Here is a 24,841-nt window from a genome sequence, read left to right as displayed (position 1 = left end):
TCCTAACTATTTTACAATAAATTGATGTATATAACAAATTGTATTACTTAAAAACCATACCTATTACTTCTTGGATAGACTTTACTTCATGTACTTTTATATTCTTTATGTCAAGTGTTCTTATAAGTGCATTCTTAGCTACATAAACATCTTTGAATCCTCGCCTGTCAAGTTCCCTGATTCTCAGTTCAAGAGAAGGTACCTTTTTTAGTTCTCCTGTAAGTCCTACGTCGGATATGAAAGCCGTATCATTTGGTATTTCTTTGTCATAAACTGACGATACTATACTCATTATTATTGACAGGTTTACAGCAGGCTCTTTAAACTTCAAGCCTCCTGTAGTCTTTATAACAACATCCTTATCATATAGAGATATTTTTCCCCTCTGTTCAAGTATTGATATCAACGTGTTAAGCTGTTCTCGTCTCACACACTCTCCTATTCTAGAAGGAAATGGCGTGTATGTCTTTGATACAAGGCTTTCTATCTCTACTATAATTGGTCGTGAACCATCTTTTACAACAGTAAGTGCACTTCCCGACACTTTTTCATTTTTATCTCTGGTTGTCATAAAATATTCAGATGGATTATCTATTGATTCAAGACCATTTTCAGTCATGGAAAAATAGCCTCTCTCCCATGTACTGCCAAACCTGTTTTTTGATACTGAAAGCCCTCTGAGTTCCTCTTCATTATCGCCATCTAATATCAGCACCGTATCCACTAAATGCTCAAGGGCTCTGAGTCCCGCTATTTCCTCGCTTTTATTCATTTGGCCTACCAGAAATACTGCTCTTGGCCGTATAGGGTCTTTTGCCAGCTTCAGAAGTTCATTTGCACACTCCATGGTCTGCGTAGGAGAACCTGCTCTGGAGCCCGGAAAACCTTCCAGCACAAATGTCTGAATACTGTCTACTATCAAAAGATCCGGGTCAACCTCTGATACAACACTTAGTACATTATCCATGCTATTGTCAGAATATACCCACACATTATCCTGAATATTACTAAAAATTCTGTCAGCCCTGTTTTTTATCTGGCTTTCGCTTTCTTCACCTGATGCATAAAGTACCCTCAGCCCCTTTGAAGCAACATCCCCGGCAACCTGTAAAAGTAGTGTGGATTTTCCCGCACCTGGTTTAGCTGTGATAATTGTTATTGAATCCTTAACTATTCCTCCGCCCATAACTCTGTTGAATTCACTGATGCCCGTTACAATACGGTCACTGTTACCGGCCTTAACGTGAGTCAGCTTAACTATGGGCTTCGTTACCCTTGCCGAAGCTGACCTGGTATTTTTTTGATTTCGTATTTCCTTTTCTTCAAAGGTGTTCCAATTATCGCACTCCGGACATCTCCCCACCCATTTTGAGGATTCATATCCGCAATTGCTGCATTTGAAAACCGTCTTGTTTTTTATGTTAACCAACCCCATCTTTTACTTTTAATTTAACTGTATCTATTGCACATCACAGCACTCCTGCATTTATAAGCTCTGAATAGACGTGTACATACATTGCATGAGACCACGTTAGTGGAATTATCCATTCAGGTTTTCCAGTATCCTTGTTGACCTGTTCCGGCAGAAGTCCCATTTCTGTTTTTCCATTTGCAGCCCATATCAGATATTCCTTTGCTTTTTCATAGTTTCCTGATTTGGCATGATACAATGCTATCCAAAGAGTGGTAAGAATCCACGGATTTCCACCTATATATGTGTCGTTTTCATATCTCTTTATACCGCCGACTCCCTGTACTGTGAGGACTTGTTCAATTAAAGAAACTGTATCTTTTAGCATGGGATCATCCAAATCAAAAATTCCAAAGGGTATACCCAGCCCAACAAGACTTACATCTACAATCCAATCCTCTTTTGTTACATCTCTCACATAACCCTTTGGATTTACTGTAATAAACATGACATCACCAGAAGGTTCATGTCCAAAGCCATTTAGTTTTACCCTGATGCTCCTAATAAATCGTCTGTAATCTTCTTTCCAGAAGTATTTGACTATTGCTTTTTTTATACTATCTGCTGTTTCTTCCCATATGCTAAAATCTTCCTGCTTTTCCCCAAGTATACGTGCTATTTCCACAGCTGACCTTAGCCCTGCGCATACCGAAGCAGAAGAGTATGCATGTTCGCCATACCTTTCTTCCCACAAGTCAAAACTGGGTTTTGGAAGACCTGTTTCACTATCTATAAAACCTACAAGGAAATCTGCTGCCGCCTTAACACTACCCCATACGGATTTTAGAAAATCTGTGTCCTTTGTATAATTGTAATGGTTCAACATTCCCCATATAATTGAGCCTGTCTCATCCACCTGAAGCCCCCAGCATGGAGCTAAATTACCATTCATATGGTATCTTTGCTGCCAGCTGCCGTCTTCATCCTGAACCTTTACAGCCCATTTATAAAAATGTGTTACGCTTTCTCTTAATCCGCCAATATCCAATGCCCCTGTTATAAAGGCAGCGTCCCTACCCCAACAATAAGCATACTTACCACACCTAGTAAAGTATTCATCTGCCTCTGGGGCAGCCATTAACCCTCCGCTGTTTTTGTTATACATTAACTTAAATACCAAAAGTGACCTTTTGTACAATTCATCTAAAAGTGTATTACCTGACTTAAGTTGTGTTGTCTTCTCCAGATAGTCTTTCCAATACTGTCCTGTTTCCCTTAGTGCCGTGAGCCCTCCTACTGTTTTTATCTTTCTTACAAGAACTTTACAGGATTTCAGGCTTTCTGCTGCACATATATATACATTAACTGTCTTTACTTCATGAGGCTGAAAAACTCCCAATTCCCATGAGACGGCCGCATCCTTCATCATTCCAATATCATCCTTACCATATAGATAAGTATTAATTGCGGCATCATTGGCATTATTCCCGATTTGAAACTGGTATACCGAAATATCTGACGTAATAGCGATATAGCTATCCGGCTTATAGTGAATCATTGCTTCATTCATGAAATCAAACAAGCTGCATGCCACCTCGGAATCACTGGTGGCAGCGGCTGAAAAACTCATTAGTCCCAATTCCCTGCTCTCATTATGAAGATTCTCAATTTCAAGTCTTCGTACCAAAACATCCATTTCGGGATGGACAAAGTCATATAACACTACTTTATACCCGTCAAAAAAATTTGTAACCGTGTTTTTAATTATATTGGAATCTTGAAAATATTCCTGATGATTATCACATCGCATGTCATTAAGCCATACCGTGCTTCCTGTTTTATTTTTCTCAAATAATCCCAGAAACATTTTATCCAAATGCTGTACATAATCAATATCAGGCCAAAAAAGTCTTAAAAGTTCTGCTTTTTCGCTAAAACAAGCTAGCATTGAAGAATTCCCTGAGATTGCATTGTTATAATATGATTTTTGCATAAAAACCTCCGCCATTCTACTACCTCATTATAGCATATTGATTTTAGAGAGTATCAAATTATATAAATAATTTAATCCATTTATGCACAAACTATTTCGGATAAATACAATTTTGGAGGAAAAAATGCAAACTATATTTTCTAATATAATATTTTATATCAGCGAGTTTATACAGATATTAGTTTTTATAGCAGGATGCTATTTTTTTGGAATATCTGTATTCGGCTGGATTAAGAGAAAGGAAAAACTCTCGCAAACTATTGTTCCTACAAAAAAATTTGCTCTTATAGTCGCTGCTCATAATGAGGAGCTTGTAATCGGCCATATTGTAGACAGCCTTTTTAAATTAAACTATCCCAAAAATTTATACGATGTTTTTGTAATAGCTGACAACTGTAAAGACAATACTGCTGCAATTGCCCAAAAGTTCGGAGCCAAGGTACATATCCGTGAGGATGCCTCTAAAAAGGGTAAAGGACATGCACTTGAATGGATGTTTAACAGGATTTTTCAAATGGACACAAATTATGATGCCGTTGCTGTTTTTGATGCTGACAATCTGGTCTCACCAAACTTTCTGATGGAAATGAACAAGCAGATGTGCAAAGGTTTTAAAGTAGTTCAAGGCTATATTGACAGCAAAAATCCCTATGATAGCTGGATAACATGCTCTTATTCCATTGCTTTCTGGCTTTCAAACAGAATTTTTCAACTGCCTAGATACTACCTTAAACTAAGCTGTGGGTTGTGCGGAACCGGATTTTGTATAGATACTTCCGTACTTAAATCTCTAAAATGGGGAGCTACCTGTCTGACCGAGGACTTGGAGTATACCATGAAACTTGCCCTAAACGGTGTAAAAATAGGATGGGCCCACGAAGCCGTAGTTTATGATGAAAAGCCCATTACGCTTAAACAGTCATGGCATCAGCGAAAAAGATGGATGCAAGGTCATGCTGAATGTGCACAAAAATATCTTGGAGCTTTATTCAAAAAAGCTTTCTTAAAAGGTGACCTTACTTCCCTTGACTGTGCCTTATATTTGTTTCAACCCATAAGATTTATTTTTGTGGGATTAATGACTGTTATGATGTGGGTACAAACGGTTTATCCGCAATTTCCCATATATAGCGTACAATATGTATTCCCCGTTCAGGTGTGGTATCTAATGGGTCTATTTGAGCTTTTCTACGGTCCGTTAGTTATTCTGGCAGAAAAAAAGTTCAGTTTTAAGGTTATACTTGGCTTTATTATATATCCTTATTACTGCCTTACGTGGGTTCCTATTACAATACAAGGCTTTCTGGAAAAAAACAACAAAGAATGGAATCACACTATCCATACAAGACAGATTAGTATAAATGAATTGGAGAAAAGCAACGGGTAATTCAGGCTTCCTTCTACACTCAATTATATTGCAAAAGGAGTACCGGTTGGCACTCCTTTTGTATGTTCAGTAACTTTATTAAAAATATTGAGATACTGAAATATATACACTTGACTTGAGGCTGCTACTAATAGCACCATTTGCAGTACCACTGCTTCCACACTTCGGAGTACATCCTGGACCACAGCTAGGACAGGCACATGCAAATGCCATAACTGTGTTAGGTACTAACTCATTTCTTTTTGATAATTTTTTCATAAATATACCTCCTTGAAAATTTTTTATGTAATCATTTAATTTAATAAATGATTTACCCCTTTCCTTATTAAACTGCTTGAAGATTATCCGAAGAATTACTGCATTTATTTATAATAGCCTCTGCCAAATTTGATAATTCCCAAACAGTATAATCATTTTCAGCAAATATATTTGAAACCTCATTACCAAATATTTTTTCAAGTTCATCAACAATATAAATAGCATATATAATAGGATAATTATGATGACATCCAATAATATTGTCGTTTTCATCCTCTATTTTTATTCCGGTTATCTTATATACAATTTCCTTTATTACATTCATTACTTCTCTTTTTTCCATAGGCTCCCTCCTTTTATACAAGTGCCACATTCTCCTCTAATTCTTCTACTAAAGAGTTCAGCATGCTATCCTTGATGTCAGTATCCAACACATGACAAAATTTAAGTGTTTCATCCTCTATAATGGGTATATTATTTATACAGTATTTTCTGTCCAGAATAATATATTCGATATTATGGTCATAAGAAATTCTGAATTGCCTGTCAGACATATAGTAATAATCTGTAAAACACCCCAGTCTTCCTTTACCGAATTCGCGACATTCATAAAGGTTTTCTACCTTTATTTCATTATTATGGTATAAGCATAGTACGTTTATATCAATGTTTAGGGCAGAAGAGACAACAAGAGGAATCTCTCCAAAATAATTCGTAACATATCTGTTAACTGGTAGTAGACCTCCCGCAACCCCTAAAATAATCACATCATAATCATCTTTTAATACTTCTTTGTTTATGTAGTAGTTAAACATGTATATTTTCTTATCAATTGATATGTCTTTTGACATGAGAAAGGATGGAATCTTTATAAATCCGTATAAGTCACAGTAATCCTTTGTGCCAAACTGTAAAACCTTGTACCCCTTATCCTGAAATTTTTTCCTCAAATCAAGCTGTGCTTCAAATTTATTGCAGTTTTCTCCCATTGACATGACAGTTACAACAGGAATATCCGGCTGTGACATTCTCTTGTCATATGTAAAAAAATTCTCTCCCGCCTCCTGAATATTGTCCAGTATTCTTATATTCTTATTGCAGGAAAATTCTTTAAGATAAAAATCGTATATCATCTTATTTGTCATAACAATTTTATTTTTTGCCATGGCAGTGTTAATCCTTTTAATGTATGTATCTTTCAATTCATTAAAATTTTTATCCAACAAAAGTACAACATCGCATTTATCAATTTCCATATTGAAATCATCAGTTATTACTAAATCGGTTTCAACTCCGTCAAACTCTCCTGCAGCTCTGCCATTTTCATATGCACCCTCAAGGCATACTAAACTTGTAAGCTCATAGTCTTGGAGCATATTACAATATTTTGTTATACAGCTATCTTCCATAGTGAAAGGATACACTAGAAGCTTATACATACATTTCCTCCTTTCCGAACTTATATCCGAATTCTTTTAATGCACATATGTTCAGAAGTTTTTCTTGAGCTTCCATAAGAGATTTGGCACAATTCTTCCTTTTAGTAGCCGGGTCAAGTTTTCCGTCCTTCTCAGCATATAAAGCACACATGGAACACCAGTTTATAGCCCAGCAGTTTTTGCAATCCTTTTCAGATATTTTCCCTATATTCATTAAATTCGATACCCTATCGCTATCTGTTCCTTTATCCATATCACCAATTTTCATCGCTTCGCTGGTTTCAACAGCTTTTTCGCAGGGATAAATTACACCATCAGTATTAACAAACATTCTCATGGCACCCGCTATACAAGGTCCTCCATGATGCCATGTCTTATTTAAGCTGGCACTGTCCTCCATTGTAGAATAATCAATATCAATACTTGCTTTTATTTCCGACATAAACTTTGGTATTGCTTCTTTTTTCAATTTCTTTACCATGGCCATTAATAATAGGAAATAGTCATATCTTCTTATATTAATAAATTCTCTGCTAAAGGAGATGTCCCCTTTATGATTAATTTCTTCCATAAGACTAAGACCGACTACTGCATCACATACGACATCTTCCGAGTCGAAATAATTCCTCACCGCACCATAATCAGATTTTGGATTTAACACAGTATTAAACCTGATATTATTAATAAAATCTTTGTTATATTTACTTATCTCTTTAATATTATTAATGATAGTATCAAAACTACCTTCTCCATTTACAAACTTCCTGTTTGCATCATGCTCTTTCTTTGAGCCGTCGAGGCTTATCGTAATAGAGAAATGATTATTTATTAGAAATTCAGCTATTTCACCTGAAAGCAACGTACCGTTTGTAGTGATTCCATAGTTTGTGATTCTGTCAGGATAAGTTTCTTTAACGTATTCTACGCATTTTTTTATTAAGTCAAATCTAAGCAAAGGCTCTCCGCCGTAAAAGCTTATTCTTACTTTTTCAATTTCATTGGAATGAGTATATAGATAGTCAATTGATTTTTTGGCCAACTCCCATGACATATTCTTCCCTGTATGAACTCTATTATTATAACTACCTGAATATGTACAATAATCGCATCTTAAATTGCAACTTTGTGTAACCTGTAATATGAGGAACTGTACTCTATGCTCCAAATGATGCTTTATATATCTGGTCTCCGGGTGAATTATTTTTTCAACAACACTATCTTTCAAATATCCGTATTTCCGATATTTTTTAAGGCAAGATACTTCCTTTTCAGTTATTTCTTTTTTACTCAATCTGTCAAGTTCCTGATACTCTTCCTTACTGATATTAAGTATTTTATTTATATTCCTGTCATAAACAAAATAATTTTTCGGCGTTTTTATAAGCTTATATACAATCATAAACTTCCTTTCCTTAGATTAACTTTTATTTCAATTTATTACTTAATTTAATAAATTGTATCATTATAGTATAAAATGTCAATTTATATATAAAAACCCCTGTTTTGGTTATCTTTGCCAAAACAGGGGTTTTTAATTCTTATCATAATTATTTAATTATCGGAAATAATAATGTTTCCTTATTTCTTATTAACAATAATATTTTCTTCATCTAAGTCTATCTTAATACTATCTCCGGCTTTAACCTTACCTTCCAGCATTTCTTCCGCAAGTTTATCCTCCACCATGCTTTGTATAGCACGTCTTAAAGGTCTTGCTCCAAATACAGGATCAAAGCCTTTTTGGGCCAGATAGTCCATAGTCTCTTCACTTACTTCCATTGTTATTTCATTAGCCTTTAGTCTGTTTACAAGAACATCCAGCATGAGACGTACAATTTCTTTTATGTTTTCCTTACTTAACGGGTGGAAAACTATTATGTCATCAATTCTATTAAGGAACTCTGGTCTGAACATCTTTTTGAGTTCACTCATTACATTGTTCTTCATATCCTCATAATTTTTTGCACTCTCATCATTTGAAGCTGAGAAACCAAGTCTCTTTGGCTCAGTAATAGTTCTTGCACCCACATTTGAGGTCATGATTATAATGGTATTTCTAAAATCCACCACACGTCCCTGTGAATCAGTAAGTCTTCCATCTTCCAGTATTTGCAAAAGTATATTGAAAATATCAGGGTGAGCCTTTTCTATTTCGTCAAACAGAAGTACTGAGTAGGGCTTTCTTCTGACTCTTTCAGTAAGCTGACCTCCCTCGTCATAGCCAACATAGCCTGGAGGTGAACCAACCAGTTTTGATACACTGTGCTTTTCCATGAACTCGGACATATCAACACGAATCATTGACTTCTCATCTCCGAACATCGCCTCAGCCAATGCTTTGCAGAGTTCAGTCTTACCAACTCCCGTAGGACCCATGAATATGAATGAGCCAACCGGGCGTTTTGGGTCTTTCAGTCCAACACGTCCTCTTCTGATAGCCTTTGATATGGATTTAACAGCCTCCTCCTGACCAATTACTCGCTTATGAAGAGTTTCTTCCAATTTTAATAGTCTCTCGGATTCTTCCTCAGCTAATCGTTTTACAGGTATTCCAGTCCAGCTAGCAACAATATCAGCTATGTCATCTTCTGTAACTGTATCTGTTTTTGTTTGATTCTTTTGGTGCCATTGATCCCTTATTTTTTCAAGGTCATTTTTAAGCTTTTGTTCTTCATCTCTTATTCTTGCTGCTTTTTCAAACTCCTGACACCTAATGGCATCTTCCTTCTCTTTACCAAGCCTTTCAACCTTCTCCTCCATTTCCTTTAAATCAGGAGGAGCAGTAAAGGTTTTCAGTCTTATTCTTGAAGCCGCCTCGTCAATTAAGTCAATTGCCTTGTCAGGCAGGAATCTATCTGTTATATATCTGTCTCCAAGCTTAACTGCGGCTTCGAGTGCAGCGTCAGTAATCTTTACTCTGTGGTGTGCTTCGTATTTATCACGAACACCCTTTAGTATTTCTACGGCCTCTTCCTTTGAAGGCTCACCTACAGTTATAGGCTGAAATCTTCTTTCCAAGGCTGCATCCTTTTCTATATGTTTTCTGTACTCATTTAAGGTTGTAGCACCGATAACCTGAATTTCACCTCTTGCAAGAGATGGTTTCAGTATGTTTGAAGCATCAATGGCACCTTCAGCTGCTCCTGCACCAACAATAGTATGCAGCTCATCAATAAACAATATTACGTTTGTGGCCTTTCGTATTTCTTCCATTGCCTTTTTGAGTCTGTCTTCAAATTCTCCCCTATACTTTGCACCTGCAACCATTGAGGATAAATCAAGAGTTACAACCCTTTTGTCGCTCAAAATCTCTGGAATATTGCCTTCAACAATTTTTTGGGCCAGACCTTCTGCAATAGCAGTTTTACCAACACCCGGCTCACCTATTAAACATGGATTGTTTTTAGTTCTTCTGCTAAGAATCTGAATAACTCTCTCTATTTCCTTGTCACGTCCTATAACAGGATCAATTTTTCCGTCTCTTGCCATATCCGTTAAATCTCTGCCAAATTGGTTCAGTGTTGGAGTATTTGAGTTTGAACTGCCACTCTTTGCTGAACCATTAGAGCCAGGAGATTCTTCTGTAAGAATTTTCACAAGTTCATTGAGAAGTTTTTGAGGGTCTACTCCCAAATCCATCATAATCCTGACAGCAACACTTTCTCCCTCTTTCATAATCCCAAGAAGAAGATGTTCTGTTCCAATATATCCTTGTCCCATCCTTCTTGCCTCTTTAAAAGCAAGTTCAAGCACTCTTTTGGTTCTAGGGGTAAAGCCCACAGGCTGCATACCTTCAGCATCTCCCTTGCCAATAAGTTCTTCAATCTCTTTAATAATTTTTTCTTCGTTTATCCCCTGAGCTTGTAACACTCTGGCTGCAACACCAGTTCCTTCTTTTACTAGTCCCAAAAGTATATGTTCAGTACCCACATAATTATGTCCCAAATCTACAGCAGCTTGCTGGGAAAACCCTATCGCTCTCTCTGCCTTTTCTGTAAAACGTTGATACATCTTTATCACCTCTTGTATACTTATTTTGCAATTTTCATTCTGATAAGTTCAGCCCTCTTCACATCTCTTTCATCTTGTTCAAGGGGTTTACCTGCCATTTTTTGCAGTGTTGCAGGCTGTGACAACACCATAGCATCGTTAATCGTTATTATATCTATATCTTTAATTATTCCCATACTTACCCCTAGTCTTACATCAGAAAGGAGTTTGAAGGATTCCTGGGACGAAAGAATTCTTGCATTTTGAAGAATTCCATATGACCTGAATATCCTATCCTCAAATCTATATATGTTTTTCTTATAAAGCTGAAGTCTTAATGCCTTTTCTCTGTCAATTATTTGCTTACATATACCATCGATACTGGCAATAGTTTCTTCTTCCTTTCTTCCAAGTGTCACCTGATTTGATACCTGAAACATATCGCCTACCGCTTCGCTGTTCTCTCCATATATTCCCCTGACAGTTACCCCAACTTTATTACAGCTTTCCAATATGGATTTCATATATCCTGTCATGACTAGTGCAGGCAAGTGCAGCATTACCGATGCCCTCAACCCAGTACCGATATTTGTGGGACAGCTTGTAAGGTATCCATACTTATCGTCAAAAGCATAGTCGGCTTTTTCAGCTATAAGAGAATCAATTTCGTCACACACCTTGTACGCCTTTTCAAGCTGTATTCCTGGAAAAATCGACTGAACTCGTAAGTGATCCTCTTCATTTACCATTATGCTTACATTTTCGTTTTCATTTATAAATGCCCCACTGTTTTCCTTACTCTCAGCAAGTTCAGGACTAATAAGGTGTCTTTCCATCAGTGAAATTCTGTCTACCGGATGTAAAGTACTCATGTCTGCAAACATTAGCTTACCATAAACTGTGAATCCTGACATTATTTCCTGCATTCTTTTAATTAAATCAGCCTGATGCTTTACATTCATTTTTGCTGGAAAAGGAATATCAGCAAAGTTTCTTGCCAGCCTTACCCTGCTTGAAACTGCAATATCAAACTCCGGACCTTTTTCTGCAGGTATTTTACTCATTCTCCCACCTCCAGACTTTTTATCCTGTCTCGAATTTTTGCGGCTTCTTCATATTTCTCATCTTTAACAGCTTCATTTAAAAGTTTTTTAAGCTTATCTATTTCACTATTAATATTTACATTACTGCTTACCCTAGTGGGAACCTTTCCATGATGTTCCCCATTGCCGTGCAGTCTTTTAACTATAGGGTCCAGTTTATCTGCAAATGCCTTATAACAATGGGTGCACCCCAACCTTGATGTTTTCAGAAATTCATCATACTCCATTCCGCAGTTCTTGCATTTTAGCTTTAGGCTGGACCCCTGTTTCAGTTGAGCCCCAAATAATCCACTAAACAAGTCGTTAAAGCCAAAAGGAGAAATAAAATCCTGCTGGCTCATTTCCTGTGCACATTCTTCACAAAGATATAAATCCAACTTTGTGTTATTTTTTATCTGAGTAAAATGCACATTAGCAGTTCTCTGCTGACAATTCTGGCAAAGCATAAAAAATACCTCCTAAAAAAACAATACCCTTAAAACTATATTCCTAAACCAGTAAGCTCATAATCATATTTTTAAGTAACGATGCCCTAATAACATCTCTTTCCGGCATAGACAACCCACCAAGAATTTTATCGCTTACAGCTGCTTTCATCAAAAAACCTTCTCTTTCGCTTATAACCTCATAGTCTACAAAATTGTTTATAAAGACTTCCGCCGATTGCTGAGATATACTTGAGCCCATGGAGGATATAATATGCATCAGGTAATTGCCAGGTATATTGACATTAACTCGTTTTATTTTTACATGTCCCCCACCGCCTCTTCTACTCTCAACATAATATCCTCTGTCCAAAGTAAACCTTGTAGATATTACATAGTTAATCTGAGACGGAACACAATTGAACTGATTTGCAAGTTCATTACGTTGCAGTTCAATTGACCCGTCTGTGTCCGCCATCATTTGCTTTATAAAAGCCTCAATCAAATCACTTAAACTTGCCACACCATCACCTCTATTTAAATTGATTTTGACTTTCTTTGACCTTAGTTATAGTATAATACGAATTTTTTCCTTATTCAATACTCTTTTTAAAAAAATGAAAAACATATAAAAACGCTTTCAGATAATATTATAGTTCCTTTTTAAATACATAATATTTTTTTGACAAAATTGAAATAATTGCAAAAAGGAGCTGGACAAAGTTTGATAAACTTATGTGACAGCTCCTCTTATAGCTATAAAATTTTTATGTGTATAAAATTATTTCGCAGCTTCTTCAATAGCAACCGCTACTGCAACAGTCATACCAACCATTGGGTTGTTACCTGCACCGATAAGACCCATCATTTCAACGTGAGCAGGAACTGAAGATGATCCAGCAAACTGAGCATCTCCATGCATTCTACCCATTGAATCTGTTAAACCATATGAAGCAGGTCCTGCAGCCATATTGTCAGGATGCAGTGTTCTACCTGTTCCTCCACCTGAAGCGACAGAGAAGTAGTTCTTACCATTTTCATAAGACCATTTCTTATATGTACCTGCAACTAAGTGCTGGAATCTTGTTGGGTTAGTTGAGTTACCAGTGATGGAAACATCAACATTTTCATGTATCATAATAGCTACACCTTCAAGAACATCGTTTGCACCATATACTCTAACCTTTGCTTTATCTCCATCAGAGTAAGCTTTTGTTCTAACAACCTTAAGAGTGTTAGTTGAGAAATCATAGTCAGTTTCAACATATGTAAAACCGTTAATTCTTGAAATAATAAATGCAGCATCCTTACCGAGACCATTCAGTATAACTTGAAGTGGTTCTTTTCTAACTTTGTTTGCTGTCTTTGCTATACCAATAGCACCTTCAGCTGCTGCAAAGGATTCGTGACCTGCCAAGAAGCAGAAACACTTAGTATCTTCCTTAAGAAGTTTTGCAGCAAGATTTCCGTGGCCTAAACCAACTTTTCTTGAATCTGCAACTGAACCTGGGATACAGAAAGCCTGCAATCCGATACCGATTGCTTCTGCGGCTTCTGAAGCATTTTTAATACCTTTTTTAAGTGCAACACCACAACCAAGAGTGTATGCCCAAACTGCATTTTCAAATGCAATTGGCTGTATGCCTCTAACGATTGAATCTACATCTATTCCTTTCGAAGTACAGAAGTCCTTAACTTCCTCAAGACTCTTAAATCCATACTCAGCTAAACATTTCTCTATTTGAGCTATTCTTCTTTCATAACCTTCAAATCTAACCACAGTATTCACCTCTCTCTTTAATTATTCGTGTCTAGGATCTATTACTTTAGCTGCTTCAGCAAATCTGCCGTAAGTGCCTATATTCTTTTCGTAAGCTTCCTTAGGATCTACACCCTTCTTAATCATGTCCATCATTTTTCCGAGGTGTACGAACTTGTAACCGATAACTTCATTATCGCTATCCAGTCCTATGTTCAATATGTAACCTTCAGCCATTTCAAGGTATCTAACACCCTTTGCATTAGTAGCAAATATTGTACCAACCTGTGAACGTAAACCTTTACCAAGGTCTTCAAGACCTGCACCGATTGGAAGACCGTCTTCTGAGAAAGCAGACTGTGTTCTGCCATATACCAACTGCTTAAATATTTCTCTCATTGCAACGTTTATAGCGTCGCAAACCAAGTCAGTATTTAAACATTCAAGAATGGTTTTTCCTTGGAGAATTTCAGCGGCCATAGCTGCTGAGTGAGTCATACCTGAGCAGCCGAGTGTTTCAACAAGAGCCTCTTCAACTATACCTTCCTTAACGTTTAATGTGAGTTTACAGCATCCCTGCTGAGGTGCACACCAGCCTATACCATGTGACAAACCGGAAATATCCTTAATTTCTTTTGCCTTTACCCATTTGCCTTCTTCAGGTATTGGAGCAGGACCGTGATTAGGACCTTTTTTTACAACACACATATTTTCAACTTCATGTGAGTAGTTCATTTGACTTCCCCCTTCGCATAACTATTTGAAATTTTATTCATAGCTTTAATGAGTTTGAGGCTACTGCCTCTATAATATTATGTACTTCTGTTTCTACATACAGAGAAGCAAAACAAAAGCTGGTATTCGAAGATAAATATTCAAAATACCAGCATTTATTATAACATATTTATGATAATTGTAAGTAGCATTTTGTTAAAAAAAGCACGAAAAATCTACTTTATAATATTATTTTGCTTTAAGCTGTCTGGCAATGTTGCGTCCCATTTCTACACACTGCTCAACTTCCGGCCCTGATAGTTTGTATCTAAAGCCCAGTGGTTCCGCACAAATGGTTAAACCTGCGTCACCAAGATCTTTACTTATTTTCTTGTGTGCCTCACCGCTCCAGCCATATGAGCCGAATCCTGCAGCAAGCTTATCCTTAAATTTTAATGACTTAATTTCCTCCAACAATGCTGCTATTGGTCTTGTAACAGTATTGTTAACAGTACAACTTCCTATGATAACGGCATTTGCCTTAAAAATCTCAACATTTAAATCACTCTTGTCTCTTGTAGCAGCATTGATTATTCTGTAGCTTATTCCTTCTTCTTCAAAGCCTCGTCCTATTGCTTCAGCCATGGCCCTGGTAGTATGGTACATTGTATCGTAAATAATTGCTGCATACCCTTCATTATAGCTAGGGTCAGCCCACTCAGCATATTTTGTGATAATCTGGGATGGATTATCTCTCCAAATAACACCATGGCTAGGTGCAATCATGTCAATATCAAGATTTAAAGAGGATATTTGCTCTATTTTTTTCTTTATAAGAGGCCTGAAAGGAGTAAGAATATTCGCATAATACTTTATTGCTTCCTGATAAAGCTCACAGGTATCAACCTGATCATTGAACATAGCGGTTCCGCAATAGTGTTGACCAAAAGCGTCATTGGATATAACTAATTTGGCGCCTTCAACATACTCAAGCATACTGTCAGGCCAATGGATCATCTGCATGTCAACAAAATTCAGCTTATATTCTCCTAAGTCCAGAGTATCTCCGGTTTTTACAATTTTAAAATTCCAATCTTGTCCAAAATACTTTTTAATAATTTCAGAACCGTTTTTTGTACAATAAATAGGAGTATTTGGAATTTTGCTCATCAAAAGCCCGAGACTTCCTCCATGGTCAGGCTCAACGTGGTTAATAACAATTGCATCTATATTTGACAGTCCTACACTCTTGTCCAAGTCCTCTACAAATTGCTCCTTGTACGGATCCCAAACAGTATCAATAAGTACTGTCTTTTCATCTCTTATAATATATGAATTGTATGAAGATCCCCTATGAGTTGACAGCTCATGTCCATGAAAAACACTTAGGCCCCAGTCTCTTATTCCACACCAGTATATATTCTTCTTGATTTCTATCATCTATTTATTACCGTCCTTTCAGTTGAGTATTTAATTTTAGCCATAAGTTTATTTTTATAAAATAATACGATATTTAAATACCCGCTAATTATGATAGTTAAACAACAAATTTGATATACCTATTATCCTTTAGCTGCTAAATATGTATACATCAAATATTGGTGTACATATTTATAATATTTTCGTTTAGTTTATGCAACTTTTAATTTTTTATTTCCTCTCTGTTAAAAAAAGCACTGCAAACTTATATAAAGTCTGCAATGCTCTTTTATTTAATAATCAAAAATTATTCGATAATCTTTGAAACGTTACCAGCACCAACTGTTCTACCACCTTCACGGATAGCGAACTTGAGTCCTTCTTCCATAGCGATAGGAGTGATCAATTTGATCTTCATAGTGATGTGGTCACCAGGCATAACCATTTCTGTTCCTTCTGGAATTTCAATAACACCTGTAACGTCAGTTGTTCTGAAATAGAACTGTGGTCTGTAACCATTGAAGAATGGCTTATGTCTTCCACCTTCAGCAGCAGTCAAAACGTAAACCTGTCCTTCGAAGTAAGTGTGAGGTTTAATTGAACCTGGCTTAGCGAGAACCTGGCCTCTTTCGATTTCGTTTCTCTGAATACCTCTTAAAAGTGCACCTATGTTATCACCAGCTTCAGCTTGATCAAGAAGCTTTCTGAACATTTCAACACCAGTAACAACAGTCTTCTTTGGAGCATCCATCAAACCAACGATTTCAACTTCGTCTCCAACCTTAACAACACCCTTCTCAACTCTACCAGTAGCAACAGTACCACGACCTGTGATTGAGAAAACATCTTCTACAGGCATGATAAATGGCTTGTCAGTAGCTCTTTGAGGAGTTGGGATATACTTGTCAACCTCTGCCATAAGCTCAACGATTGGAGCATACTCAGGAGCGTTTATATCAGTTGAATTACATTCGAGTGCAACGAGAGCTGAACCTCTGATGATTGGAGTATCATCACCTGGGAATTCATATGAATTCAACAGTTCTCTAACTTCCATTTCAACCAATTCGATAAGTTCTTCATCATCAACCATATCGCACTTGTTCAAGAATACGATGATGTAAGGAACACCAACCTGGTGTGAAAGAAGAATGTGTTCTCTTGTCTGAGGCATTGGGCCATCAGCAGCAGAAACAACAAGGATAGCACCGTCCATCTGAGCAGCACCAGTGATCATGTTCTTAACATAGTCAGCATGGCCTGGGCAGTCAACGTGAGCGTAGTGTCTTGTTTCAGTTTCATACTCAACGTGAGCAGTATTGATTGTAATTCCTCTTTCTCTTTCTTCTGGAGCAGCATCAATTTGGTCATATGCCTTGTATTCAGCTCTTCCGAGGAATCCAAGAACCTTAGTGATAGCAGCTGTTAAAGAAGTCTTACCATGGTCAACGTGACCGATTGTTCCGATATTAACGTGGGGTTTGTTTCTTTCGAATTTAGCCTTAGCCATTTTAAAATCTCCGTCCTTTCATTAAAGCGCTGTGCGCTAATTTTATACTCATTTACTTTATTTAACAGGAGTAAACTTTACAGTGCTTCACTATAAAGTTTACTCTTGCAATTAACCAACTATATGATTACTCGGCACTGCTTCTGCTGGAAACAACCTTCTCCTGAATACTCTTAGGCACTTCTTCGAAGTGGCTTGTCTGCATGGAGAATGTACCTCTTCCCTGTGTTGAGGAACGAAGTGCAGTAGCATATCCGAACATCTCGGATAGTGGAACCATTGCTCTTATGTTCTGAGCTCCGCCACGTGCTTCCATACCTTCGATACGTCCTCTTCTTGCGTTAAGGCCTCCCATAACGTCTCCCATGTATTCCTCAGGAACGCTAACGTCAACTCTCATGATTGGTTCAAGGAGAACAGGATTTGCTTTTCTGCAACCATCCTTGAATGCCATTGAACCAGCAATCTTAAACGCCATTTCAGATGAATCGACTTCATGGTATGAACCATCAACAAGAGTAACTCTAACGTCAACAACGTTATATCCAGCAAGAACACCTGAATTCATAGCTTCCTGAATACCTGCGTCTATTGGACCGATGTATTCCTTAGGAATAGCACCACCAGTAATCTTATTTACGAATTCATAACCGGAACCTGGTTCTCTTGGTTCAATTTCGATTACGCAGTGACCATATTGACCTTTACCACCTGACTGTCTAGCATATTTCATTTCAGACTTAACAGCCTTACGAATAGTTTCTTTGTAAGAAACCTGTGGGTTACCAACATTAGCTTCAACCTTGAATTCTCTCAACATTCTATCAACGATAATATCAAGATGAAGTTCTCCCATACCACCGATAATAGTTTGTCCGGTTTCAGGGTCAGTGTGAACTCTAAATGTAGGATCTTCTTCAGCCAGCTTCTGGAGAGCGATACCCATCTTTTCCTGTCCTGCCTTAGTTTTAGGTTCTATGGCAACTTCTATAACAGGCTCAGGGAATTCCATTGATTCAAGAATTACAGGATTGTTTTCTTCGCAAAGAGTATCTCCTGTTGTTGTATCTTTAAGACCAACAGCAGCTGCAATATCTCCTGAGTAAACTATCTGTATTTCTTCTCTATGATTTGCATGCATCTGAAGAATTCTTCCGATTCTTTCTCTCTTATTCTTTGTAGAGTTAAGAACGTAAGAACCTGAGTTCAATGTTCCTGAGTATACTCTAAAGAAGCAGAGTTTACCAACATATGGGTCACTCATAATCTTAAACGCAAGTGCTGCAAATGGACCATTGTCATCTGCAGGTCTTTCAATCTCTTCGTCACCGTCCATTGAAATACCCTTTATTGCAGGGATATCAACTGGTGATGGCATATAATCAACAACTGCATCAAGCATCTGTTGTACGCCTTTATTTCTGTATGATGAACCACAGACTACGGGTATCATTTTAACAGCAATAGTAGCCTTTCTGATCCCGGCCTTTATTTCCTCAACAGTGAGTTCCTCACCTTCAAGGTATTTCATCATAGTCTCTTCATCTTGTTCAGCAACTGATTCCAGTAATATTTCACGATATTTCTTTGAAATCTCAATCATATCGTCAGGGATAGGCTGATCTTCAACTACTTGACCTAAATCATCTTTAAATATATGAGCAGTCATAGTAACCAAATCAACCATACCAATAAAGCTATCTTCACTGCCTATTGGTAATTGTATAGGTACTGCATTACACTGCAATCTCTCTTTCATCATAGAAATTACATTGTAAAAATCAGCTCCCATTATATCCATTTTATTTACATATGCCATACGGGGAACTCCATACTTATCAGCCTGTCTCCAAACTGTTTCAGATTGAGGTTCAACACCGCCCTTTGCACAGAAAACCGTCACCGAACCATCGAGTACACGAAGAGATCTTTCAACTTCAACAGTGAAGTCAACGTGCCCCGGCGTGTCAATAATGTTTATTCTGTTACCCTTCCACTGTGCGGTAGTAGCCGCAGAAGTGATAGTTATACCTCTCTCCTGCTCCTGCTCCATCCAGTCCATAGTAGCAGCACCTTCATGAACTTCGCCGATTTTGTGAACTTTTCCTGTATAAAACAGTATACGCTCAGTTGTTGTTGTCTTACCAGCATCAATATGAGCCATTATACCGATATTTCTAGTGTGTTCCAAATCAAATTGCCTGGGCATGATTACCCTCCTTTCACGATAGTTCGGATTGATAAAGTATCAATCCATTTATATTATTACCATCTATAATGAGCAAATGCTCTGTTAGCTTCAGCCATCTTATGGGTATCTTCCTTCTTCTTGTAAGCTCCACCCATATTGTTGATAGCGTCAAGTATTTCTCCTGAAAGTCTTTCCCTCATAGTACGCTCGCCTCTTTTGCGAGAATAATCAACAAGCCATCTCAAGCCCAGAGTTTGTCTTCTTTCAGGTCTAACTTCCATAGGAACCTGATATGTCGCTCCACCAACTCTTCTAGCCTTTACTTCGAGAACTGGCATAATGTTTGCCATGGCTTCTTCGAATACTTCCAATGGATCTCTGCCGGTTTTTTCTCTGATAATATCAAAAGCATCGTAGCATATCTGCTGAGCAATACCTTTTTTACCATCATACATTACGTTGTTAATCAGTTTAGTAACCGTTTTGCTTCCATACATTGGATCAGGTAAAACATCTCTTTTTGAAATATGACCTTTTCTTGGCACCTTACTTCCCTCCTTTATGATAACATTTGATATGGGATATAACCCATAGAAAGTATCACAGGTACTCGTGGTTTAAACCGTCGTCAGCGCAAGTACATTAATATACCTTACTAGTTTAACAGATTATAGATAATTTTATTAAAAACCTATTTTCTCTTATACAAAATATATATAATCACGTACTAAGCACCTAACATTTTAAATTTGTCAGCACGCTGTGTTTTTACTATTTAGCGGCACCTGCCTTAGGACGCTTTGCACCGTATTTTGAACGGCCCTGCATTCTTTTGGCAACTCCGGCAGTGTCAAGAGTACCTCTAACAATATGGTACCTTACACCAGGCAAGTCTTTAACTCTTCCACCTCTGATAAGAACAACGCTATGCTCCTGTAGGTTATGTCCTATTCCAGGAATATATGCAGTTACTTCTATACCATTTGTAAGACGAACTCTGGCAACTTTACGAAGTGCTGAGTTAGGCTTCTTTGGTGTAGAAGTCTTTACAACAGTACAAACACCTCTTTTTTGAGGGCTGCTTACATCAGTAGGCTTTTTCTTCTTTGAGTTAAATCCCTTCTGGAGAGCTGGAGCAGTTGATTTCTTTTCAATAACTTTTCTGCCCTTTCTAACCAGCTGATTAAATGTTGGCATTAGTACACCTCCTTTCAAAGGTAATAATTATATATTTTATATATACCTTACCAATTAGTAAGAATAAATAAATATAAGCTACTTTAAAATGCATGCAACTGCAGCGTCAACGTCAATTCCACAAGCCTTTCCCAGTTGTTTCATTGAATCAACATATGTTATAGGAACTGATTTTTCCTCACAAAGCGCAATAATTCCTCTTACGACCCTCTGCTCACAATCCCTCGCAATTATAACATTTGACGCGACACCGTTTTCTACGGCTTTGGTGGATTGCTTGACACCAACCGCCTTTTTACAGTGTTTAAGATCATCCAACAATTCTCTAGTCCTCCAATTGTGGTTTTCTCTTTTATATTAATTATAAGTATGCTGAATTTGCACACAAAAAAATGCACAAAATTAATGCACTGAATTATTTTATCACTCTGTATTATCTTTTGTCAAGCATACAGAATTTGTATCAGTCACTCACTTTTATTAATATTAAGGCGGTCATAATAACATGACCGCCCCAAAACTTTACATTGTATAAACGCTATTCAATTACACTGCTAATACTTATATCCTTGTAACGACTCATACCGGTACCTGCAGGTATAAGCTTACCAATGATAACATTTTCCTTTAATCCTACGAGAGGATCAATCTTTCCCTTAATTGCAGCTTCTGTAAGAACTCTTGTAGTTTCTTGGAAAGAAGCGGCTGACAGGAATGAATCCGTAGCAAGTGAAGCCTTTGTTATACCTAGAAGAGTACGCTCACCAGTTGCGGGAGTAAGACCTGCATCAATAGCTTTTTGATTTTCTTTTTCAAACTCGAATATATCAACAAGCCCTCCTGGGAGTAAACATGTATCTCCTGCATCTTCAATCTTAACTTTTCTCATCATCTGCCTTACAATTACTTCTATATGCTTATCGTTGATATCAACACCCTGCATTCTATAAACTCTCTGAACTTCCTGGAGTAGATAAGCTTGAACACCTTTTATACCCTTAATTTTGAGGATATCATGAGGATTTACGGAACCCTCGGTTAATTCATCTCCGGCTTCAACAACATCTCCGTCATATACCTTGATTCTTGAACCATATGGTATCTGATAGGATTTTGATTCACCGTCTTCGGAAGTAATAATTACTTCTCTCTTCTTCTTGGATTCTGAAAGTTTAACGTTACCTGCTATTTCAGATATAATTGCAAGTCCCTTTGGCTTTCTGGCTTCAAACAATTCCTCTACACGAGGGAGACCCTGTGTAATATCATCACCGGCAACACCACCAGTATGGAAGGTTCTCATTGTCAACTGTGTACCAGGTTCACCAATTGACTGTGCGGCTATTATACCAACTGCTTCACCAACATTTACTGCATCGCCTGTTGCCAGATTAGCACCATAACACTTGGCACATACTCCAACCTCTGAATGACAAGTAAGCACTGATCTGATTTTTACCTTCTTAACACCTGATTTAGCTATTAAAGAAGCTTTCTTCTCATCAATAGCCTCGTCTTTTGATGCTATTAGTTCATTTGTATTAGCATCGTACATATCTTCGACTAAATATCTTCCAATAAGTCTCTCAGATAACGGTTCAATTATTTCGCCGCCATCCTTGATATCATAAACTTCAATACCCTTATCAGTACCGCAGTCAAGTTCTCTTACTATTACATCCTGACTTACGTCAACAAGACGTCTTGTAAGATAACCTGAGTCAGCAGTTCTAAGTGCAGTATCGGCCAAACCTTTTCTGGCTCCGTGAGTTGAAATAAAGAATTCCAAAACGTTAAGTCCTTCACGGAAGTTTGACTTAATCGGTATCTCAATGGTCTTACCGGATGTATCCGCCATCAAACCTCTCATACCTGCAAGCTGTTTAATCTGATTGATATTACCTCTCGCTCCTGACTGTGACATCATGTACACAGGATTGAATCTATCAAGGTTATCAATAAGGGCTTTAGTGATATTTTCACCGGTTTCTGTCCAAGCACTTATTACAGAATTATATCTTTCTTCATCTGAAATAAGTCCTCTCTTATACTGCTTAACAATATTGTCAATAGTGTTTTCAGTTTCCTGCAGATATTGCTTCTTTATCTCAGGTATTACCATATCGGATACACTGATTGTAATAGCACCCCTTGTGGAGTACTTAAAGCCCAATGCTTTTATTTTATCAAGTATAACGGCTGTTTTGGTAGTTCCATGCACCCTTATACATTTGTCAATAATTTTTCCAAGCTCTTTTTTACCTACAAGGAAATTGATTTCAAGGTCAAATAGATTGTTCTCATCACTTCTGTCTACAAAACCAAGATCCTGTGGAATAGCTTCATTGAAAATAAGTCTACCAGGTGTACATGAGATAATTTTTCTCTTCTTTACACCATTTATCTCTTTTTCTACTCTTACCTTTATCTGAGCATGGAGTCCAAGCACACCTTCCTGATATGCCATAAGAACTTCGTCCATATCACAGAATACTTTTCCGTCTCCGGGCTCATTTGGTTTTTCTATTGTAAGATAATAACTACCTAAGACCATATCCTGTGTAGGTACTGTAATAGGTTTACCGTCCTTAGGAGCCAACAGGTTATTTGCCGACAACATCAGGAATCTTGCCTCTGACTGTGCTTCTGCTGATAAAGGAACGTGAACCGCCATCTGGTCACCATCAAAGTCAGCATTATACGCCGAACATACCAATGGATGAAGTTTCAAAGCTCTTCCTTCAACCAGTACAGGTTCAAATGCCTGTATACCGAGTCTGTGAAGTGTAGGAGCACGGTTGAGTAGCACAGGATGCTCTTTTATTACTTCTTCAAGAACGTCCCATACTTCATTTCTTACTCTTTCAACCATTCTCTTTGCGCTTTTTATATTGTGTGCCAATCCATCATTAACAAGCTTCTTCATTACGAATGGCTTAAACAATTCCAATGCCATCTCTTTTGGAAGACCACACTGGAATATCTTCAAGTCAGGGCCTACAACGATAACTGAACGTCCTGAGTAGTCAACACGCTTACCAAGAAGGTTCTGACGGAAACGGCCCTGCTTACCTTTAAGCATATCTGAAAGTGATTTAAGAGGTCTGTTTCCAGGTCCTGTTACAGGACGCCCTCTTCTTCCGTTATCTATCAATGCATCTACTGCTTCTTGCAGCATACGCTTTTCATTTCTTACGATTATGTCAGGAGCTCCTAAATCAAGGAGTCTTTTCAATCTATTATTTCTATTTATAACTCTTCTGTACAGGTCATTCAAGTCAGATGTTGCAAATCTTCCTCCATCTAACTGAACCATTGGTCTGAGTTCGGGTGGAATAACAGGAACAACATCAAGAATCATCCATTCTGGACGGTTACCTGAAAGTCTGAAAGCCTCAACAACCTCAAGTCTTTTAACTGCTCTGATTCTCTTTTGTCCTGTAGACTCAGCCAGCTCAGCTCTTAACTCCTTGGAAAGACTTTCAAGATCTATCTCAACAAGTAATTCCTTTATAGCTTCAGCTCCCATAGCGGCTCTGAAATTCATTCCAAACTTATCTACACTGTCTCTGTATTCCTTTTCTGTCAATACTTGTTTTTTGGACAATGGAGTTTGACCTGGGTCAATAACAACATATGATGCAAAATACAGTATTTTTTCAAGGGATCTTGGTGACATATCAAGAATCAAGCCCATTCTGCTTGGTATTCCCTTAAAATACCATATATGGGAAACGGGAGCAGCAAGCTCGATATGTCCCATTCTTTCTCTTCTTACCTTTGACCTTGTAACTTCAACACCACAACGGTCACAAACTATTCCCTTGTATCTGATTCTTTTGTATTTACCGCAATGACATTCCCAGTCCTTTTGAGGACCAAAAATCCTTTCACAGAACAACCCGTCTCTTTCAGGCTTTAAAGTTCTGTAATTTATAGTTTCAGGCTTTTTTACTTCACCTTTTGACCATTCTCTGACCTTTTCCGGAGAAGCTAATCCTATTTTAATAGAATCAAAATTGTTCAGTTCAAACATAGCTTATCT

Annotated in this window: 20 protein-coding genes; 1 reads left to right on the top strand and 19 read right to left on the bottom strand. The window is 37.6% G+C overall.

Features of this window, described 5'->3' with window-relative positions:
- Positions 1-43 precede the first annotated feature (43 nt).
- Both radA and K412_RS0110235 read right to left on the bottom strand, forming a co-directional pair.
- A complete protein-coding gene (radA, locus tag K412_RS0110240; protein ID WP_024833025.1) occupies positions 44-1,435 on the bottom strand; it encodes a DNA repair protein RadA in 1,392 nt (463 codons plus the stop codon).
- 34 nt (positions 1,436-1,469) lie between these two features.
- The gene (locus K412_RS0110235) at positions 1,470-3,404 is read right to left on the bottom strand and encodes a glycoside hydrolase family 15 protein (RefSeq protein WP_024833024.1); all 1,935 of its coding nucleotides are present in this window, start codon (positions 3,402-3,404) and stop codon (positions 1,470-1,472) included.
- A 124-nt stretch (positions 3,405-3,528) separates the two neighbouring features.
- On the opposite strand from K412_RS0110235, the gene K412_RS0110230 reads away from it, so the two are divergent.
- On the top strand, positions 3,529-4,791 hold the full coding sequence (locus K412_RS0110230) for a glycosyltransferase family 2 protein (protein ID WP_024833023.1): 1,263 nt from the start codon (positions 3,529-3,531) through the stop codon (positions 4,789-4,791).
- A gap of 78 nt (positions 4,792-4,869) precedes the next feature.
- On the opposite strand, the gene K412_RS0110225 is transcribed toward K412_RS0110230, so the two are convergent.
- The 17 genes from K412_RS0110225 to rpoC all read right to left on the bottom strand — a co-directional run bounded on the left by K412_RS0110225 (position 4,870) and on the right by rpoC (position 24,832).
- Entirely contained in the window at positions 4,870-5,049 is a 180-nt protein-coding gene (locus K412_RS0110225; RefSeq protein ID WP_024833022.1) for a CLI_3235 family bacteriocin precursor, read from the bottom strand.
- Between the two features lie 67 nt (positions 5,050-5,116).
- Positions 5,117-5,392: a hypothetical protein gene (locus K412_RS0110220; RefSeq protein WP_024833021.1), complete on the bottom strand. Its 276-nt coding sequence runs from the start codon at positions 5,390-5,392 to the stop codon at positions 5,117-5,119.
- Positions 5,393-5,405: 13 nt separating this feature from the next.
- Positions 5,406-6,488 carry a TIGR04066 family peptide maturation system protein gene (locus K412_RS0110215; RefSeq protein WP_024833020.1) on the bottom strand — a complete coding sequence of 361 codons (1,083 nt, stop codon included), beginning with the start codon at positions 6,486-6,488 and terminating at the stop codon, positions 5,406-5,408.
- Positions 6,481-7,887 carry a Cys-rich peptide radical SAM maturase CcpM gene (gene ccpM / locus K412_RS0110210; RefSeq protein WP_024833019.1) on the bottom strand — a complete coding sequence of 469 codons (1,407 nt, stop codon included), beginning with the start codon at positions 7,885-7,887 and terminating at the stop codon, positions 6,481-6,483. The genes K412_RS0110215 and ccpM overlap by 8 nt, the downstream gene beginning before the upstream one ends.
- Positions 7,888-8,066: 179 nt before the next feature.
- On the bottom strand, positions 8,067-10,499 hold the full coding sequence (locus tag K412_RS0110205) for an ATP-dependent Clp protease ATP-binding subunit (protein ID WP_024833018.1): 2,433 nt from the start codon (positions 10,497-10,499) through the stop codon (positions 8,067-8,069).
- Between the two features lie 20 nt (positions 10,500-10,519).
- A complete protein-coding gene (locus K412_RS0110200) occupies positions 10,520-11,542 on the bottom strand; it encodes a protein arginine kinase (protein ID WP_024833017.1) in 1,023 nt (340 codons plus the stop codon).
- Positions 11,539-12,027, bottom strand: a complete 489-nt coding sequence (locus K412_RS0110195; RefSeq protein WP_024833016.1) for a UvrB/UvrC motif-containing protein — start codon at positions 12,025-12,027, stop codon at positions 11,539-11,541. Before K412_RS0110195 ends, K412_RS0110200 begins: the two co-directional genes overlap by 4 nt.
- 43 nt (positions 12,028-12,070) lie before the next feature.
- The gene (locus K412_RS0110190; protein WP_024833015.1) at positions 12,071-12,529 is read right to left on the bottom strand and encodes a CtsR family transcriptional regulator; all 459 of its coding nucleotides are present in this window, start codon (positions 12,527-12,529) and stop codon (positions 12,071-12,073) included.
- 258 nt (positions 12,530-12,787) lie between these two features.
- The gene (locus K412_RS0110185; RefSeq protein ID WP_024833014.1) at positions 12,788-13,786 is read right to left on the bottom strand and encodes a GGGtGRT protein; all 999 of its coding nucleotides are present in this window, start codon (positions 13,784-13,786) and stop codon (positions 12,788-12,790) included.
- Positions 13,787-13,807: 21 nt separating this feature from the next.
- Positions 13,808-14,500, bottom strand: a complete 693-nt coding sequence (locus K412_RS0110180; protein WP_024833013.1) for an iron-sulfur cluster assembly scaffold protein — start codon at positions 14,498-14,500, stop codon at positions 13,808-13,810.
- Between the two features lie 228 nt (positions 14,501-14,728).
- Positions 14,729-15,919, bottom strand: a complete 1,191-nt coding sequence (locus K412_RS0110175) for an oxygen-binding di-iron domain-containing protein (RefSeq protein WP_024833012.1) — start codon at positions 15,917-15,919, stop codon at positions 14,729-14,731.
- A 286-nt stretch (positions 15,920-16,205) separates the two neighbouring features.
- On the bottom strand, positions 16,206-17,408 hold the full coding sequence (gene tuf, locus K412_RS0110170; RefSeq protein ID WP_024833011.1) for an elongation factor Tu: 1,203 nt from the start codon (positions 17,406-17,408) through the stop codon (positions 16,206-16,208).
- A gap of 127 nt (positions 17,409-17,535) precedes the next feature.
- On the bottom strand, positions 17,536-19,617 hold the full coding sequence (gene fusA / locus K412_RS0110165; RefSeq protein ID WP_024833010.1) for an elongation factor G: 2,082 nt from the start codon (positions 19,615-19,617) through the stop codon (positions 17,536-17,538).
- A gap of 56 nt (positions 19,618-19,673) precedes the next feature.
- Complete coding sequence (gene rpsG, locus K412_RS0110160) at positions 19,674-20,144, bottom strand: 30S ribosomal protein S7 (RefSeq protein WP_024833009.1); 471 nt, start codon at positions 20,142-20,144, stop codon at positions 19,674-19,676.
- Positions 20,145-20,370: 226 nt separating this feature from the next.
- Complete coding sequence (gene rpsL, locus K412_RS0110155) at positions 20,371-20,796, bottom strand: 30S ribosomal protein S12 (RefSeq protein WP_024833008.1); 426 nt, start codon at positions 20,794-20,796, stop codon at positions 20,371-20,373.
- Between the two features lie 78 nt (positions 20,797-20,874).
- Entirely contained in the window at positions 20,875-21,117 is a 243-nt protein-coding gene (locus K412_RS0110150; protein WP_024833007.1) for a ribosomal L7Ae/L30e/S12e/Gadd45 family protein, read from the bottom strand.
- Positions 21,118-21,334: 217 nt separating this feature from the next.
- A complete protein-coding gene (gene rpoC, locus K412_RS0110145) occupies positions 21,335-24,832 on the bottom strand; it encodes a DNA-directed RNA polymerase subunit beta' (RefSeq protein WP_024833006.1) in 3,498 nt (1,165 codons plus the stop codon).
- Between the last annotated feature and the right edge of the window lie 9 nt (positions 24,833-24,841).

This window comes from Ruminiclostridium josui JCM 17888, from assembly GCF_000526495.1.
Classification (GTDB): Bacteria; Bacillota; Clostridia; order Acetivibrionales; family DSM-1351; genus Ruminiclostridium; species Ruminiclostridium josui.
This window is presented reverse-complemented; position numbering and strand designations above follow the sequence as displayed.